A 12734-nucleotide genomic window follows, 5' to 3' on the forward strand; every position below is an offset into this window, starting at 1 on the left:
AAGGCCCGCAATGCGGGCCTTTTTTTATGTCACGAAACAAGCCCTAGAATCAGCCAACAAAACCGACAAGGGGGAGAGGACATGGACAACCCGCAACACGATGCGCGCTATGCGCCGCCGCAGGCCGACGTGGAAGATGTGCCCGCGATCGCCGAAGGCCCGCAGTTGGCCAGCCGCGCGCAGCGGTTTTTCGCCATCTTTCTCGACACCGTTTTCCAAGTCCTTGTGCTTTCAGCGGTGTCTATCCTGACGCCCTACAACCCCTTCAAAACCCAGGGAAACGACCTGTGGGCCCCCGACCCGGCGGGTGCGATCACTGGCGCGCTGACCTTTTTTCTGCTCAACGGCTACCTGCTCGCGACACGGGGCCAGACCCTGGGCAAGGCCTTGCTCAAAATACGCATAGTCCGGCCGTCCGGGGAGCCGGCATCCGGGGCGCGCCTTGCCCTCAGGTACGGGGCCGGTTTTGCTAGCGGCCTGCTGGCGGTTGTGCTGTGGGTCTACTCGCTGATCGACTGCCTGATGGTTTTCCGCAAGTCCCGCCGCTGCCTGCACGACGAGATCGCGGACACCATCGTCGTCAAGACCTGAGCCGCGCAACTTTGTGACCACCGTGCGCCTTGACACGATCCACACGGCCGAAACGCCGGAAGGCATCACGCTGTCGCTGCGGCCCGCCGGCCTCGTCGCGCGCGGGCAGGCCTACCTGATCGACCTGGCCATACGGGTCTGCCTGTTCATCGCCGTGGCCGTCACAGTCGGCATGATGGGCAAGGCCGGCGCGGCCGTGCTGCTGCTGGCGTATTTCGGCCTTGAATGGTTTTATCCCGTGGTGTTCGAGCTGACCCGCGCGGCGGCCACGCCCGGCAAGCGGGTGATGGGCCTGCGCGTGGTGATGGACTCGGGCCTGCCGGTGACGCCCGCCGCCTCGCTGACGCGCAACCTGCTGCGCGCCGCCGATTTCATGCCGGCGCTGTTCGGCGCCGGGGTCGTGTCCATGCTCTGGCGGCGCGACAGCAAACGCCTGGGCGACCTGGCTGCCGGCACCCTGGTGGTCTTCAGCGAGGCCGTCAAGCTGCACGGCGAGGTGCCCGTGGCCGCCCCGCTGGCCCCGGCGCGGCCGCTGTCGGCCGCCGAACAGGCTTCGGTGCTGGCCTGGGCCGGCCGGGCCACACGCCTGACGCCCGAGCGCCTGGGCGAGCTGGCGGCGCTGGCCGAACCAGTGCTGGGCGCGGGCGTGCCGGGCAGCAGCGCCACGCAGCGCCTGCTGGGCGTCGCGCAGTGGCTGATGGGCCGGCGCGACGGAGGCGCCAGACCATGACGCCGCTGCAATTTGAAGCCGCCTACGCGCCGCTCTGGCTTGAGCTCGAAACGGTGATAGGCGTTGCCGAGACGCAGCGCAAGTTCGACGGCGCGCGGCTGGCCGCGCTCTACCGCCGCGTCTGCGAACACCTGGCGCTGGCGCAGGCCCGCGCCTATCCGGTCCACCTGACGCAGCGGCTCGAAACATTGACGCAAAGCGCCCACCGGCTGATCTACCGGCGCCACGACTACGGCCTGGCGCGCCTCGGGTTGCTGGTGCTGGTCGACTTTCCGCAGGCCGTGCGCGCGCACCGGGCCTACCTGCTGGTGGCGGCCCTGCTGTTCGTGGTGCCGCTGCTGGCCGCGGGCCTGGCCGCCTACCGCGACCCGGGCTTCATCCTGCACCTGCTGGACGCCGCGCAGGTGCAGCGCTTCGACGGCATGTACAGCGACAGCGCCAGCGCCTTCGGGCGCAACCGCGACGCCAGCGGCGACTGGGAGATGTTCGGCTACTACGTCATGCACAACATCGGCATCGGCTTTCGCTGTTTCGCGGCCGGCATCTTCGGCGGCGTCGGCAGCGCCGCCGTGTTGCTGTTCAACGGCGTGCAGATAGGCGCCGTCGGCGGCTACCTGATCGCCGCCGGCCACGGACAGAACTTCTGCTCCTTCGTCATCACCCACGGCGCCTTCGAACTGACGGCCATCGTGCTGGCGGGCGCGGCCGGGCTGCGCCTGGGCTACGCCCTGATCGCGCCGGGCCGCCACACCCGGGTCGAGGCGCTGCGGCTGGCCGCCCGCCATGCCATCGTGGTGATGTACGGCGTCATCGGCCTGCTGCTGCTCGCGGCCGCCGTCGAGGCCTTCTGGTCTTCCGCGCGCTGGGTCACACCGGCCGTCAAATACGGCGCCGGCGCCGCCTGCTGGTCGCTGGTGCTGGCCTACCTGGGCTGGCAGGGACGGCCGCGCGCCGGCGCCACGCGCGCCGGCGAAGGGCAGCGCCATGCAGGTTGATGCGCTGGCCGTCGCGCTGCGGCCGCGGCCCATGGCCGAAGCCGCCGACCTGGGCATCGCCCTGGTGCGCCGCCATGCCGGCTCCGTCTGGCGCACTTTCCTGCCCATGTACGTCGTGGTCGTCGTGCTGCTGCTGTGCACCGCGGAATTCGCCGGCTGGCTGCCCGGCCTGCTGATTTTCTGGCTCAAGCCCTGGTTTGACCGCAGCCTGCTGTTCATCCTGTCGCGCGCGGTGTTCGGGCAGTCCACGCGCTGGAAGGATTTGTGGGAGCAGCGCGCCCAAGTGTGGGGCAGGCAACTGCTGCGCACGCTGCTGTGGCGGCGCTTTTCGCCCTGGCGCTCCTACACGCAGGCCATAGACCAGCTCGAAGGCCAGCGCGGCGGCGCCAGGCGCAAGCGGCGCGACCAGTTGCTGCGCGGGCGGCGCGGCGCGGGCGCCGGCATGCAGATGATTTTTTCGAATGCCGAACTCGCGCTGGAGTTCGGCCTTCTCTCCATCCTGTTCTGGTTCGCGCCCGAGGGCAGCCTCCTGGAGCTGTGGCGCTGGCTGACCGATTCGGAATCCGTGCTGCAAAGCGCGCTCCTCGCGGCGGTCTATGCTTTTGTCGTCGGGCTGGTCGAGCCGTTTTTTGTGGCCGCCGGGTTTGCGATGTACCTGAACCGCCGCGTCGAGCTCGAGGCTTGGGACATCGAGCAGGACTTCCGCCGCGCCTTCACGCCCACGCCGGCGAAAGGCACGCCATGACGGCCGCGCGCGAAGAAACCGCAAGGCGCTTTTCATGGCGATGGGCCGCGGCCTGCCTTGTGCTGGCGGGCCTGTCATCGTGGGCCAGTCCGGCTACCACGGCGCCGGCCGAGCCGCCGTCGCGCCAGCAGGTGCAGTCGGCCGCCGAACGGGTTCGCGCCGACCCCAACCTGCCCGGCAGCAAGACTGAAAAAACGCTGCGCTTCAAGGACCAGGACAAAAAGCCCGAAGACAAAAAAAAGGACCGCGACGGCCTTGGCTGGCTCAAGGACCTGGTGACCAGGATATCCGAAGGTGCGCGCCTGCTGGTGTGGGCGCTGGGCGCGCTGGCCCTGGCCTGGCTGGTGGTCGGCATACGGCGCTGGGTGAAGGTGCGCGCCGGCGGCGGCCGGCACCGGATGGCGCCCCTGCCCAGCCACATCGGCAGCCTGGACATACGGCCTGAAAGCCTGCCCGACGACGTGGGCGCCGAGGTCGCTTCGCTCTGGCAGCGCGGCCAGCGGCGGCCCGCGCTGTCACTGCTTTACCGCGGCGCGCTGTCCCGCCTGGTGCACCTGCATGCGGTGCCCATACGCAACGCCAGCACCGAAGGCGAATGCGTGGCGCTCAGCGAAGGCCGGCTGGCGCCCATGTCGCTGGAATTTTTCGCGCGGCTGGTGGCCGCCTGGCAACTGGCGGCCTATGGCGGGCGCCTGCCGCCCACGGCCGGCGTGCTGGCGCTGTGCGCCGAATTTGACGCCCGGCTGGGCGCACCGGCCGGCCCGGCGAAGGCGGCGCCATGAGGGACCGGTTGATCCTCATCCTGCTGGGCGTGCTGCTGCTGGCGGGCGGCGCCTGGCTGATGTCGGCCACCGAATGGGTGGACGAGGACACGCCCACGCCGGCCAAGGGGGAAGCCCTCAGCAACCCGCTTTATGCCACCGAAAAACTGCTGGGCGCCCTCGGTACGCGGGTGGTGCGACACAAAAGCCTGGACGCCATGCCGCCGCCGCAGGCCCGGCTGGTGCTGGTGTCGCGCAACTGGGACCTGTTCCCGGAGCGCGCGCAGCGCCTGCGTGCCTGGGTGGCGCAAGGCGGGCACCTGGTCATCCCGGGCTTCCTGGCCGGCCACAAATCGCTGAAGGAGTGGCTGCCCGTCACGGAGCAAAGCCCCCTGAAATCGGAGTCGCCCGCGATGCCGCCGCGCCCCCTGGGCAAGCCCGCCAAGGACATGGACTGCCGCGCGCTGGAGGAGCCCGCCGAAGTCGCCGCGAGCTACGGCGACAGCCGCAGCTACCGCGCCTGCGGCGCTTACTTCAGCCCCCAGTACTTGCCGGTCAACCGGCTGGCCGCCCCGCTGTGGTCCCTGCGCGGCACGGCCGGCACCGAGGCCGTGCGCGTGCAGGTCGGCCAGGGCACGGTCACCGTGATCGGCGGGTGGAACCTGCTCAGCAACAGCAACCTGCTGCGCGCCGACAACGCGCAGCTGGCGGCCGCGGCGCTGCAGGCGCGCGCCGGCGCCGAATTCTGGTTTGTCGCCGAAGAGGCCAGGGAGCCCTTTGTGCCCTGGCTCTGGCACCAGGGCTGGGCGGCGTTGCTGCTGGGCCTGCTGGCCCTGGCGCTGGCCCTGTGGCGCGCCGCCGCGCGCTTCGGGCCGCTGGCGCCGTCCGCCCCCTCGCACCGCCGCTCCATGGCCGAGCAGGTGCGCGGCACCGCGCGTTTCCTGCACATGCACGGGCCCAAGGCCCTGCACGCCGCCCAGCTTCGCGCGCTGCACGCGTCGGCCGCGCGGCAGCTGCCCAGGTTTTCGCAGCTGGACCCGCTGCGGCGCACCGCCGGCATCGCGCGCGCCACCGGCCTGGACGCGCGGGCGCTCGAGCGCGCGCAGGACGACAAGGCGCGCAACCCCGCCGTGCTGGCCGCCGACCTGGAGTTGCTGGAAACCGCCCGCCGCCGGCTCGACGCGCGGGAACCCGCCGCCCCATCCGTTTCATCCTCCCCATCCGATGTTTCACCCTCTCCTTCACCCTGAACCCGAGAAACCACCATGTCATCAATTCCGAACGAAGAACTGATACGCGCGGCCGAATGGCTGCAGACCCTGCGCCGCGAAGTCGGCAAGGCCGTGGTCGGCCAGAAGGAGGCCGTCGACCAGACCCTGGTGGCGCTGGTCGCGTCCGGCCACGTGCTGATCGAGGGCGTGCCCGGTCTCGGCAAAACACTGCTGGCGCGGGCGCTGGCGCAGGCCATGAGCCTGCGTTATGCGCGCGTTCAGTTCACGCCCGACCTGATGCCCTCGGACATCACCGGCCACTCGGTGCTGGACCCGTCGACCCGCGGCGAATCCGGCATAGGCACGCTGCGCGTGCACCAGGGGCCGGTGTTTACGCATTTGCTGCTGGCCGATGAAATCAACCGCGCGCCGGCCAAGACCCAGAGCGCCCTGCTCGAAGTGATGCAGGAATACCAGGTCACGCTGGAAGGCCGGGCCATGCCGCTTCCGCGCCCCTTCATGGTGATGGCCACACAAAACCCGATAGACACCGAAGGCACCTACCCCCTGCCGGAGGCGCAGCTGGACCGCTTCCTGCTCAAGATCAACATCGCTTTCCCCAGCCATGCCGAAGAAAAAGCCGTCGTGCAGCTGACCACCGACCAGCGCGCCGGCAACCAGCTGCCGCTCGAGGCCGTCAGGCCCTGCCTGGACGACGTGCAGGTGCTGGAGCTGCAGCGCCTGGCCAGCCTGGTGCAGGCGCACGAACAGGTGATCGACTATGCGGTGCGCATCGCCCGCGCCACACGCGACTGGCCCGGCCTTTCGTCCGGCGCGGGGCCGCGCGGCACCATGGCCCTGGTGCGCGCCGCGCGCGCCGCCGCGCTGATGGACGGGCGCGACTTCATCACCCCCGACGACGTGGCGCGCCAGACCCTGCCGGCCCTGCGCCACCGCGTGATGATCTCGCCCGACGCGCAGCTCGAAGGCCTGGGCGTGGACGAACTGCTGCGCAGCGCCCAGGGCAGCGTGCAGGCGCCCCGCCTCTGAGGCCGAACCGCATGCGCCTCCTGGTGATCCCCACGACAGGCACGGTCACGCTGCTGGCCGGCCTTGCTGTGGCCGCCTGCCTGGCGCTGCTCGCCGGCCTGCCGGTGAGCACGGTGGCCGTGCTCACCGGCGCCGTGCTGCTGCCGGCACTGGCCTGGGCCCTGTTTGACCTCTGGCGCAGCCGGCGCCTGTGGCGGCAGGCGCCGCTGCGCATCGAACGCAGCCTGCCCGGCGCCTTTTCACTGGGCGTGCCGACCGTGCTCACGCTGGTGCTCGTCAACGAAGGCCCGCTGGCCTGGGCCGTGACCGTGTTCGACGAGGTGGACCCGCGCTTTGCCTTTGAAGGCCTGCCGCAAACCGTGGCCGTGCCGCCGGCGTCCCGCGCGGAGCTGCGCTACACGGTGACCGCGCGCGAACGCGGCGTGGCCCTTTTCGGCACCACCCAGTTGCGCTGGCGCAGCCGCGGCGGCTGCTTCGAAGTGCAGCAGTCGCTGGGCAAGCCGGGCAAGCTGCGCGTGTACCCCAACTTCGCCGCGCTGGCGCGTTATGCCTGGCTGTCCGGCGACCGGCGGCTGGCCCAGATCGGCATCAAGACCTATGTGCAGCGCGGCCAGGGCACCGATTTCCGGCAACTGGCCGACTACAAGACCGGGGACTCGCTGCGCCACATCGACTGGAAAGCCACGCTGCGCCACCAGCGCCCCATCGTGCGCGAATTCCAGGACGACCGCGACCAGTGCGTGTTTTTCCTGCTCGACTGCGGTCGCCGCATGCGCGCCGACGAAGGCGGGCCCGAGCAGGACGGCCACGGCGGCAGCCATTTCGACGAAGCCCTCAACGCGCTGATGCTGCTGAGCTACGTCGCCCTGAAAGAAGGCGACGAGGTCGGCGCCATGACCTTCGGCTACCCGCCGGGCCAGCGCCGCGACTTCGCGCCGCGCAAGGGCGCGGCCACGCTCAACGCCCTGATGAACCGCCTGCACGACATCCAGCCCGGCGCCATGCATTCGGACTACCTGCTGGCCGCGCAGGAGCTGCTGCGCGTGCAGCGCCGGCGCGCATTGGTCATAGTGCTCACCAACTTCCGCGACGAGGACGCCGCCGAGCTGCGTCCGGCCATCAAGCTGCTGCGCCGCCGGCACCTGGTGCTGGTGGCCAGCCTGCGCGAGCGCGTGCTGGGCCGCATCGCCGGCCAGGCCCTCTCAAGCCCCGCCGACGCGGTCGACGTGGCCGCCGCCCACCTGTTCGCGCAGTCGCGGCGCGACGCCTTTGCGCGCGTGGTCGGCAACGACCCGCTTTCGGTGGACGTGGAGCCGGCGCAGCTGGCCGTCTCGCTGGTGAACCGTTACCACGCGGTCAAGCGCGCCGGGTTGTTGTAGGGGTTCCACGGAGCCCCTTACGACCCCGGCAAGGGTTATTCTTTGTGTCTCAACAACAGGAGGGAAGAGAAATGTCAGAAGCAGTGAACCCGTATGCAGCGCCCAAGGCCGTGGTGGCCGACGTTTATGACAATGAAGCGGGCGTGCAGCCCGTCAAGCTGTTCTCGGCCAAAGGCCGGGTTGGCCGGCTGCGCTACCTGGCGTACAACCTGGGCGCCTACCTGTTCCTGGTGGTGGGCGGCATGGTACTGGGCCTTATCGCCGGCGCGCTCGGTTCCGCCACGGCGGCGGGCGTGCTCGGCATTTTGGTGGCCGTCCCTTACTTCATCTTCCTCGTGCTGCTGACGATACAGCGCAGCCACGACATGGGATGGACCGGCTGGACGGCGATCCTGGCCCTGATTCCCTTTGTCGGGCTGATCTGGCTTTTGAATCCGGGTACCAAGGGCGGCAACCGCTTCGGCGCGCCCCCGCCGCCCAACACCACCATGGTCAAGATCGGCGGCCTGGCCTTCCCCGTCATCATGCTCATAGGCATCATCGCCGCCGTCGCCTTGCCGGCCTACCAGGACTATGTGAAGCGGGCCAAGGCGTCCCAGATCGTCAAGCCTTGAATCTCGCGGCGGGCGCCATGCCCGCCTGCGGCTTAAGACCTCAGATCTGCGCGGCGCGCTTGTAAGCCAGCGCGGCGGCGGCTTCGTCCTCGCGCTGCTCGGCCAGAACGGCCAGGGCGCGCCAGGCATTGCGGTGCAGCGCCACGTCCTGCAGGGCCGGGGCGGCCTGCGACAGCAGCTGGCGGGCCTTGCCCCAGAGCTGGCGGTTCAGGCAGGCCATGCCCGCCAGGTACTGCAGGTTGGCATCGCGCGGGCGGCTCAACTGCGCCGCCTCGATGCGCGCCAGCCAGGCGGCGTCCAGCGAATCAAGGCCGGTTTCAAGCACGCTGATCAGCTTGATGCGCAGGTTGTCGCCGAGGTCCGAGCGCGGCTGCATCATGCGGTCCCAGACCTGCAGCAGCCAGGCGCGCGCCAGCTCCGGCTCGCCGTGCAGCGCCATCAGGCGCGACGCGGCATGCACCACCAGCTCGGGCATGGCGCGTTCGCTTTCATCGAGGGAGAACCAGGCCTGCTGCAGCTGCGACGGGTCGTGCGCGTCGTTGAGCAGCTCCAGCGCCAGGCCGCGGATGATGCTTTGCGCGGCGGCCTGCGAAAACGCGCGGTGCTTGGCCAGCAGGCGCGCGGTTTCCAGCGCCTGCGAAGTCTGCCGCGCATGGCGCGAGGCGCGCAGCTTCATGCGCAGGGCCAGCGTGCGGCGGGAGGCGCCCTGCGGCAGCTGAGCGAGCCAGTCGAGCGCGGCGCCGGGGTCGCGGTCGTCCAGCGCCCAGCGCGCGGCGCGGAACTGCACGCCCTCGCGCACTTCCTGCGCATGGCGCGGCGCCGAACTTTGCAGCGCCTGCTGAAGGTGCTGGTCGCGCAGGCCCTTGTTTTGCAGCGACTGCGCGGCCTCAGCCACCAGCAGGTGGGCCAGCGAGCGCAGCTGGCTGCCGCGGCTGGCGCTGTGGCCGGTCACGTGGCCGGACTGGTCGGCCAGCAGGGCCAGGCTTTTTTCCTGCGCCAGCGCGTTTTGCGCGGACTTGGTGGAGCGGATGTAGCGCCCGGCCAGCAGGTGGGCCAGCGAATCCATGAGGGCGCCGTACATGGCGCGCTCTTTTTGCTGGGCGCGCCAGCGCCGTGCTTCGGCCGGCAGCGAAAACACCGCCGACACCGCGCGCAGCGCCAGGTACAGCACCATGAACAGGCCCGCCAGCAACAGCACCATCAGGTTGAAGGAAATGTCGACCCGGTGCGGCGGCCAGAAAATCGTCACCACCGCCTGGTTGTTGCCCGCGAACAGGGCCACGGCAACCGCCACCCCAAAAAGGGCGATGAGCCAGAGAGCGGCGCGCATGCGTGTGTCCTGCCTTTAGGGGAATCAGCGGCCCGCGGCCGCCGTGGCCAGCGCGGCCATGGTTTCGTCCAGGCGCGGCAGCTCGCTGCTTTTGAGCTGGCCCTGCACCTGCGCCAGCAGCTGGGCCGCGGCCTGGGTCTTGCGCGAGGACGGGTCGAAATATTTGTTCAGCCAGGCGCCGGCGCTGGCGAGGTCGGCGCGCACCGAATCGGTCTGGCGCGACAGCAGCGCCAGGCGCGCATTGAGCAGGCGCAGCTTGAGGTTTTCACGCAGGAAAAAGGATTGTTCGGGTGACAGCAGCGCCGCCTCGGGCTGGTCGATGCGGCTCACACGCAGCAGCTTGCGCGCCTCTTCGCGCAGGTTGTCCAGCGTGCGCTGCGACCAGGCGTTGAGCGAGAGCTTGTCAAACACCAGCATCGAGGGCTTGTCGCTTGCCGGCGCACTGGCGGCCTTGGCCGGGGCCGGCGCGGCCAGGGCGGGCGCCGCGCGCAGGGAATTGCTGGCCACCATGGCATTCGCCACCGGCAATTCGTCGGCCAGGCGGGCGAGTTCGTCGAGCTTGAGCATCAGCACCGGCACGTCGGTCAGCGTCGCGGCCTTGATGCGGTCCATGTCGCGGGCGATGGCGCGCTGCAGCGGGTTCAGCCGCGGCTGGGCGGCGCGCGCCAGGCGCTGGTCGGCCGACCTGAGGGCCGCCAGCAGCGGCTCGGCGCTGCCGGTGAGCTGGGCCTGCTGCTGCGCCAGGCGCAACGCCGATTCGACGTCGACCACCAGGTTTTCATCGCGTGAGCGCGACAGGCTTTGCATGAGTTCTTCCAGCTGGCTGCGCTGCAGGCTGACTTCGCTGATGCGGGTTTCCTGGATGGCCAGCCGCGCCGAGAGTTCGCGCGTGGCTTCCTGGGCCTGGCGCGCCAGGGCGCGGGCCTCGATGGCCTGCGCGCCGGAGTCGATGCTGCGGCGGGCCAGTTCTTCCTGGATGTTGCCGAGCTTTTGCCACAGCAGGCCGCTGGCCAACAGGCCGCCGGCGGCCAGCGCGGCCACCAGCAGGGCCCATTTGCGCGGCACGATCCACTTGTCCGCGGCGACGGCTGGCGGTTCAGCCACGACCAGCGCGCGCTCCAGCACGGGCTGGTTGTCGGGCGTGGAAGGGGTGGGCTGGGCTGTGTGGGGATCGCTCATGGATACAGGGATTCTATCGAGGCCAGTGTGTCCCTGATGTCCTTCAGGGCGGGGCGTGACGCCACAACAACACCCCAGCCGGCGGCGCGCACGGCCTCCTCAATCCGGGGATGCGTCGCCACCGCGCGGGCGCCGCGCCAGTCGACACCCGCCAGCGCCGGCAGGCGCGTCAAATTGGCCACCGCTTCCGAGCTGCTGAACAGCCACACCGAGCCGTCCGCGCTGGCGGCGCGCGCGCGCGCTACCTGCTCGCCGGTAAACACCGGCGCGCGGCGCTGGTACACACCGACAAAATCCACCTGCGCGCCGGCGGCTTCCCATTGGCGGGCGATCCAGTCGCGCCCCGATGACACTCCGCCGCCCGCGGCATCCGGGCTTTCGCCGCGCACCACCAGCACGCGGCTGCCCTGCCAGTTGCGCCCGCCCACCACGGCCCACAAGGATTCGGAATCAAATTGCCCGGCGTCGGCGGCCGGCGCGTCAACCTGCTCCATGGGCACACCCGCGGCCAGCAATGCCGACACGGTGCCGGGCCCGGGCGCCATGAAGCGCAGGGACGGCGGCAGGCCTGGGATGGCGGATGTTGGTGGCTTGAAAAAATACTCCACCGCATTGCCGCTGACAAACATACAGGCCGCATAGCGGTCCAGGTTTTGCCACGCCTGCGAGAGCGCGCCGGTGTCGGATGCAGGGCCTATATCGATGAGCGGCAGGGCTTCGGCCGCGAAACCGGCTTGCCGCAATTGAGTCACCCAGTGCTGGGCATCCTGCGCGGGGCGCGTCACGATGACGGGGGCCGCGGCGCCGGCCGGAGGCACCGGCAGCTGCGGCATCAGGCGCCCGGGCCCTTGTCGGCCCACACGGCGCCGCCGGCGCGCAATTGCGCCGCCACGGCTTCGCCCAGCGCCTCGGCCTCGGCAAAATTGCGCACCACGGCGGTTTGTTTGACCTGCACCAGCGGCGCCAGCGGCGCGGTGCTGGTGGACGGCGCCTCGGCCGTCGCCGGATCGCCCCAGGCGGCGTTCAGTCGCATCGCATCGCCGGCCGCCGCGCCTTGCGTGAAGGCCGCCAGCGGCATGGAGCAGCTGCCGCCCATGGCGCGCGACACCGTGCGCTCGGCCGTCACGGCCAGCCAGGTCGGCGTGTGCGCCAGCGTGGCCAGCGCGGCCAGGAGGTCGGCGCGATCGGCCCGCACTTCAATGCCGAGAGCGCCCTGCCCCGCGGCGGGCAGCATCTGGGCCGGTTCAAAGGTAGCGCGTATGCGTGATTCCAGCCCGAGGCGCTTCAGGCCTGCGGCCGCCAGCACGATGGCGTGGTACTGGCCTTCGTCGAGCTTGCGCAGGCGCGTGTCGAGGTTGCCGCGCAGCGGCTGTATCACCAGGTCGGGCCGTAAGGCCTTGAGCAACACCAGCCGGCGCAGGCTGGACGTGCCGACCACCGCGCCCTGCGGCAAATCGGCGACGGAGGCGAACTGGTTGGACACAAAAGCGTCGCGCGGGTCTTCGCGCTCCAGCACGCAGGCCAGCGCGAAGCCCTCGGGCAGGTCCATGGGCACGTCCTTGAGCGAATGCACGGCGATGTCGGCCCGGCCTTCGCTGAGCGCCACCTCAAGTTCCTTGACGAACAGGCCCTTGCCGCCGACCTTGCTCAGCGAGCGGTCCAGGATCTGGTCGCCCTGGGTGGTCATGCCCAGCAGCTCGACCTGCCAGCCCAGGCGCGCCTCCAGCAGCGCCTTCACATGCTCGGCCTGCCACAGGGCCAGGCGGCTCTCGCGTGTGGCGATGACCACCTTCTTCATATCATGGGGTTTGGATTCAGACGCTGCGGACACTCGTAACCTGCTTGTAATACATAGGGGGAAGTCGATGCTAGCATGTGAGAACCTGTTCACGGTCTAAACGGGGCCGCGCAAGCGCCTTCTCGGGATGGGATGCAAGGCGCGGTGCGACGCCCATAGCACGGCTATGGGCTAGCGCCGCAACGCCGCAGACCGCCCGAGAAGGCACTTGCCCTCCGGGTTGGGATGAAATCGGGCGATTGAGCCACCCAGGCCCTTGCATGGGCATCAGCCCATGCGGCGTGCCCGGTCGGCCCACTCATCCCGATTGCATCCCAACGCGGCGCCGTTTAGACCGTGAACAGGTTCTAA

The 12734-nt window shown here is 70.1% G+C and carries 13 protein-coding genes; 9 read left to right on the forward strand and 4 right to left on the reverse strand.

Annotated elements, in window-relative coordinates:
- Positions 1–81: 81 nt before the first annotated feature.
- The 9 genes from ACLV8F_RS21710 (at position 82) to ACLV8F_RS21750 (ending at position 8076) form a co-directional block, all read left to right on the forward strand.
- On the forward strand, positions 82–591 hold the full coding sequence (locus ACLV8F_RS21710; protein WP_411886276.1) for an RDD family protein: 510 nt from the start codon (positions 82–84) through the stop codon (positions 589–591).
- Between the two features lie 13 nt (positions 592–604).
- Positions 605–1321 carry an RDD family protein gene (locus ACLV8F_RS21715; protein WP_411886277.1) on the forward strand — a complete coding sequence of 239 codons (717 nt, stop codon included), beginning with the start codon at positions 605–607 and terminating at the stop codon, positions 1319–1321.
- Entirely contained in the window at positions 1318–2316 is a 999-nt protein-coding gene (locus ACLV8F_RS21720; protein WP_411886278.1) for a stage II sporulation protein M, read from the forward strand. Before ACLV8F_RS21715 ends, ACLV8F_RS21720 begins: the two co-directional genes overlap by 4 nt.
- Entirely contained in the window at positions 2306–3061 is a 756-nt protein-coding gene (locus ACLV8F_RS21725; protein ID WP_411886279.1) for a hypothetical protein, read from the forward strand. The genes ACLV8F_RS21720 and ACLV8F_RS21725 overlap by 11 nt, the downstream gene beginning before the upstream one ends.
- Positions 3058–3843 carry a DUF4129 domain-containing protein gene (locus ACLV8F_RS21730; RefSeq protein ID WP_411886280.1) on the forward strand — a complete coding sequence of 262 codons (786 nt, stop codon included), beginning with the start codon at positions 3058–3060 and terminating at the stop codon, positions 3841–3843. Before ACLV8F_RS21725 ends, ACLV8F_RS21730 begins: the two co-directional genes overlap by 4 nt.
- On the forward strand, positions 3840–5072 hold the full coding sequence (locus ACLV8F_RS21735) for a DUF4350 domain-containing protein (RefSeq protein WP_411886281.1): 1233 nt from the start codon (positions 3840–3842) through the stop codon (positions 5070–5072). The genes ACLV8F_RS21730 and ACLV8F_RS21735 overlap by 4 nt, the downstream gene beginning before the upstream one ends.
- Before the next feature lie 15 nt (positions 5073–5087).
- Entirely contained in the window at positions 5088–6083 is a 996-nt protein-coding gene (locus ACLV8F_RS21740; protein ID WP_411886282.1) for an AAA family ATPase, read from the forward strand.
- Positions 6084–6094: 11 nt separating this feature from the next.
- The gene (locus tag ACLV8F_RS21745; RefSeq protein ID WP_411886283.1) at positions 6095–7462 is read left to right on the forward strand and encodes a DUF58 domain-containing protein; all 1368 of its coding nucleotides are present in this window, start codon (positions 6095–6097) and stop codon (positions 7460–7462) included.
- Positions 7463–7533: 71 nt separating this feature from the next.
- Positions 7534–8076, forward strand: coding sequence for a DUF805 domain-containing protein (locus ACLV8F_RS21750; protein WP_411886284.1), 543 nt, complete (start codon positions 7534–7536; stop codon positions 8074–8076).
- Between the two features lie 40 nt (positions 8077–8116).
- Here ACLV8F_RS21750 and ACLV8F_RS21755 read toward each other — a convergent pair whose 3' ends face one another.
- Genes ACLV8F_RS21755 through hemC form a run of 4 tightly spaced genes read right to left on the reverse strand, consistent with a single transcriptional unit; the run spans position 8117 to position 12383 of the window.
- Positions 8117–9406, reverse strand: a complete 1290-nt coding sequence (locus ACLV8F_RS21755; RefSeq protein ID WP_411886285.1) for a heme biosynthesis HemY N-terminal domain-containing protein — start codon at positions 9404–9406, stop codon at positions 8117–8119.
- 24 nt (positions 9407–9430) lie between these two features.
- Positions 9431–10585 carry a uroporphyrinogen-III C-methyltransferase gene (locus ACLV8F_RS21760; protein ID WP_411886286.1) on the reverse strand — a complete coding sequence of 385 codons (1155 nt, stop codon included), beginning with the start codon at positions 10583–10585 and terminating at the stop codon, positions 9431–9433.
- A complete protein-coding gene (locus ACLV8F_RS21765) occupies positions 10582–11418 on the reverse strand; it encodes a uroporphyrinogen-III synthase (protein ID WP_411886287.1) in 837 nt (278 codons plus the stop codon). The genes ACLV8F_RS21760 and ACLV8F_RS21765 overlap by 4 nt, the downstream gene beginning before the upstream one ends.
- Positions 11418–12383, reverse strand: a complete 966-nt coding sequence (hemC, locus tag ACLV8F_RS21770) for a hydroxymethylbilane synthase (protein ID WP_411886288.1) — start codon at positions 12381–12383, stop codon at positions 11418–11420. Before hemC ends, ACLV8F_RS21765 begins: the two co-directional genes overlap by 1 nt.
- Between the last annotated feature and the right edge of the window lie 351 nt (positions 12384–12734).

The sequence above is a fragment of the Polaromonas sp. YR568 genome (genome assembly GCF_943369675.1).
Classification (GTDB): Bacteria; Pseudomonadota; Gammaproteobacteria; order Burkholderiales; family Burkholderiaceae_C; genus Polaromonas.

Excerpts from the sequence above, each read along its gene's own strand:
- ACLV8F_RS21710 (WP_411886276.1), top strand. The coding sequence starts at position 82 with ATGGACAACCCGCAACACGATGCGCGCTATGCGCCGCCGCAGGCCGAC.
- ACLV8F_RS21720 (WP_411886278.1), top strand. The coding sequence starts at position 1,318 with ATGACGCCGCTGCAATTTGAAGCCGCCTACGCGCCGCTCTGGCTTGAG.
- ACLV8F_RS21725 (WP_411886279.1), top strand. The coding sequence starts at position 2,306 with ATGCAGGTTGATGCGCTGGCCGTCGCGCTGCGGCCGCGGCCCATGGCC.
- ACLV8F_RS21730 (WP_411886280.1), top strand. The coding sequence starts at position 3,058 with ATGACGGCCGCGCGCGAAGAAACCGCAAGGCGCTTTTCATGGCGATGG.
- ACLV8F_RS21735 (WP_411886281.1), top strand. The coding sequence starts at position 3,840 with ATGAGGGACCGGTTGATCCTCATCCTGCTGGGCGTGCTGCTGCTGGCG.
- ACLV8F_RS21740 (WP_411886282.1), top strand. The coding sequence starts at position 5,088 with ATGTCATCAATTCCGAACGAAGAACTGATACGCGCGGCCGAATGGCTG.
- ACLV8F_RS21745 (WP_411886283.1), top strand. The coding sequence starts at position 6,095 with ATGCGCCTCCTGGTGATCCCCACGACAGGCACGGTCACGCTGCTGGCC.
- ACLV8F_RS21750 (WP_411886284.1), top strand. The coding sequence starts at position 7,534 with ATGTCAGAAGCAGTGAACCCGTATGCAGCGCCCAAGGCCGTGGTGGCC.
- ACLV8F_RS21755 (WP_411886285.1), bottom strand. The coding sequence starts at position 9,406 with ATGCGCGCCGCTCTCTGGCTCATCGCCCTTTTTGGGGTGGCGGTTGCC.
- ACLV8F_RS21760 (WP_411886286.1), bottom strand. The coding sequence starts at position 10,585 with ATGAGCGATCCCCACACAGCCCAGCCCACCCCTTCCACGCCCGACAAC.
- ACLV8F_RS21765 (WP_411886287.1), bottom strand. The coding sequence starts at position 11,418 with ATGCCGCAGCTGCCGGTGCCTCCGGCCGGCGCCGCGGCCCCCGTCATC.
- hemC (WP_411886288.1), bottom strand. The coding sequence starts at position 12,383 with ATGAAGAAGGTGGTCATCGCCACACGCGAGAGCCGCCTGGCCCTGTGG.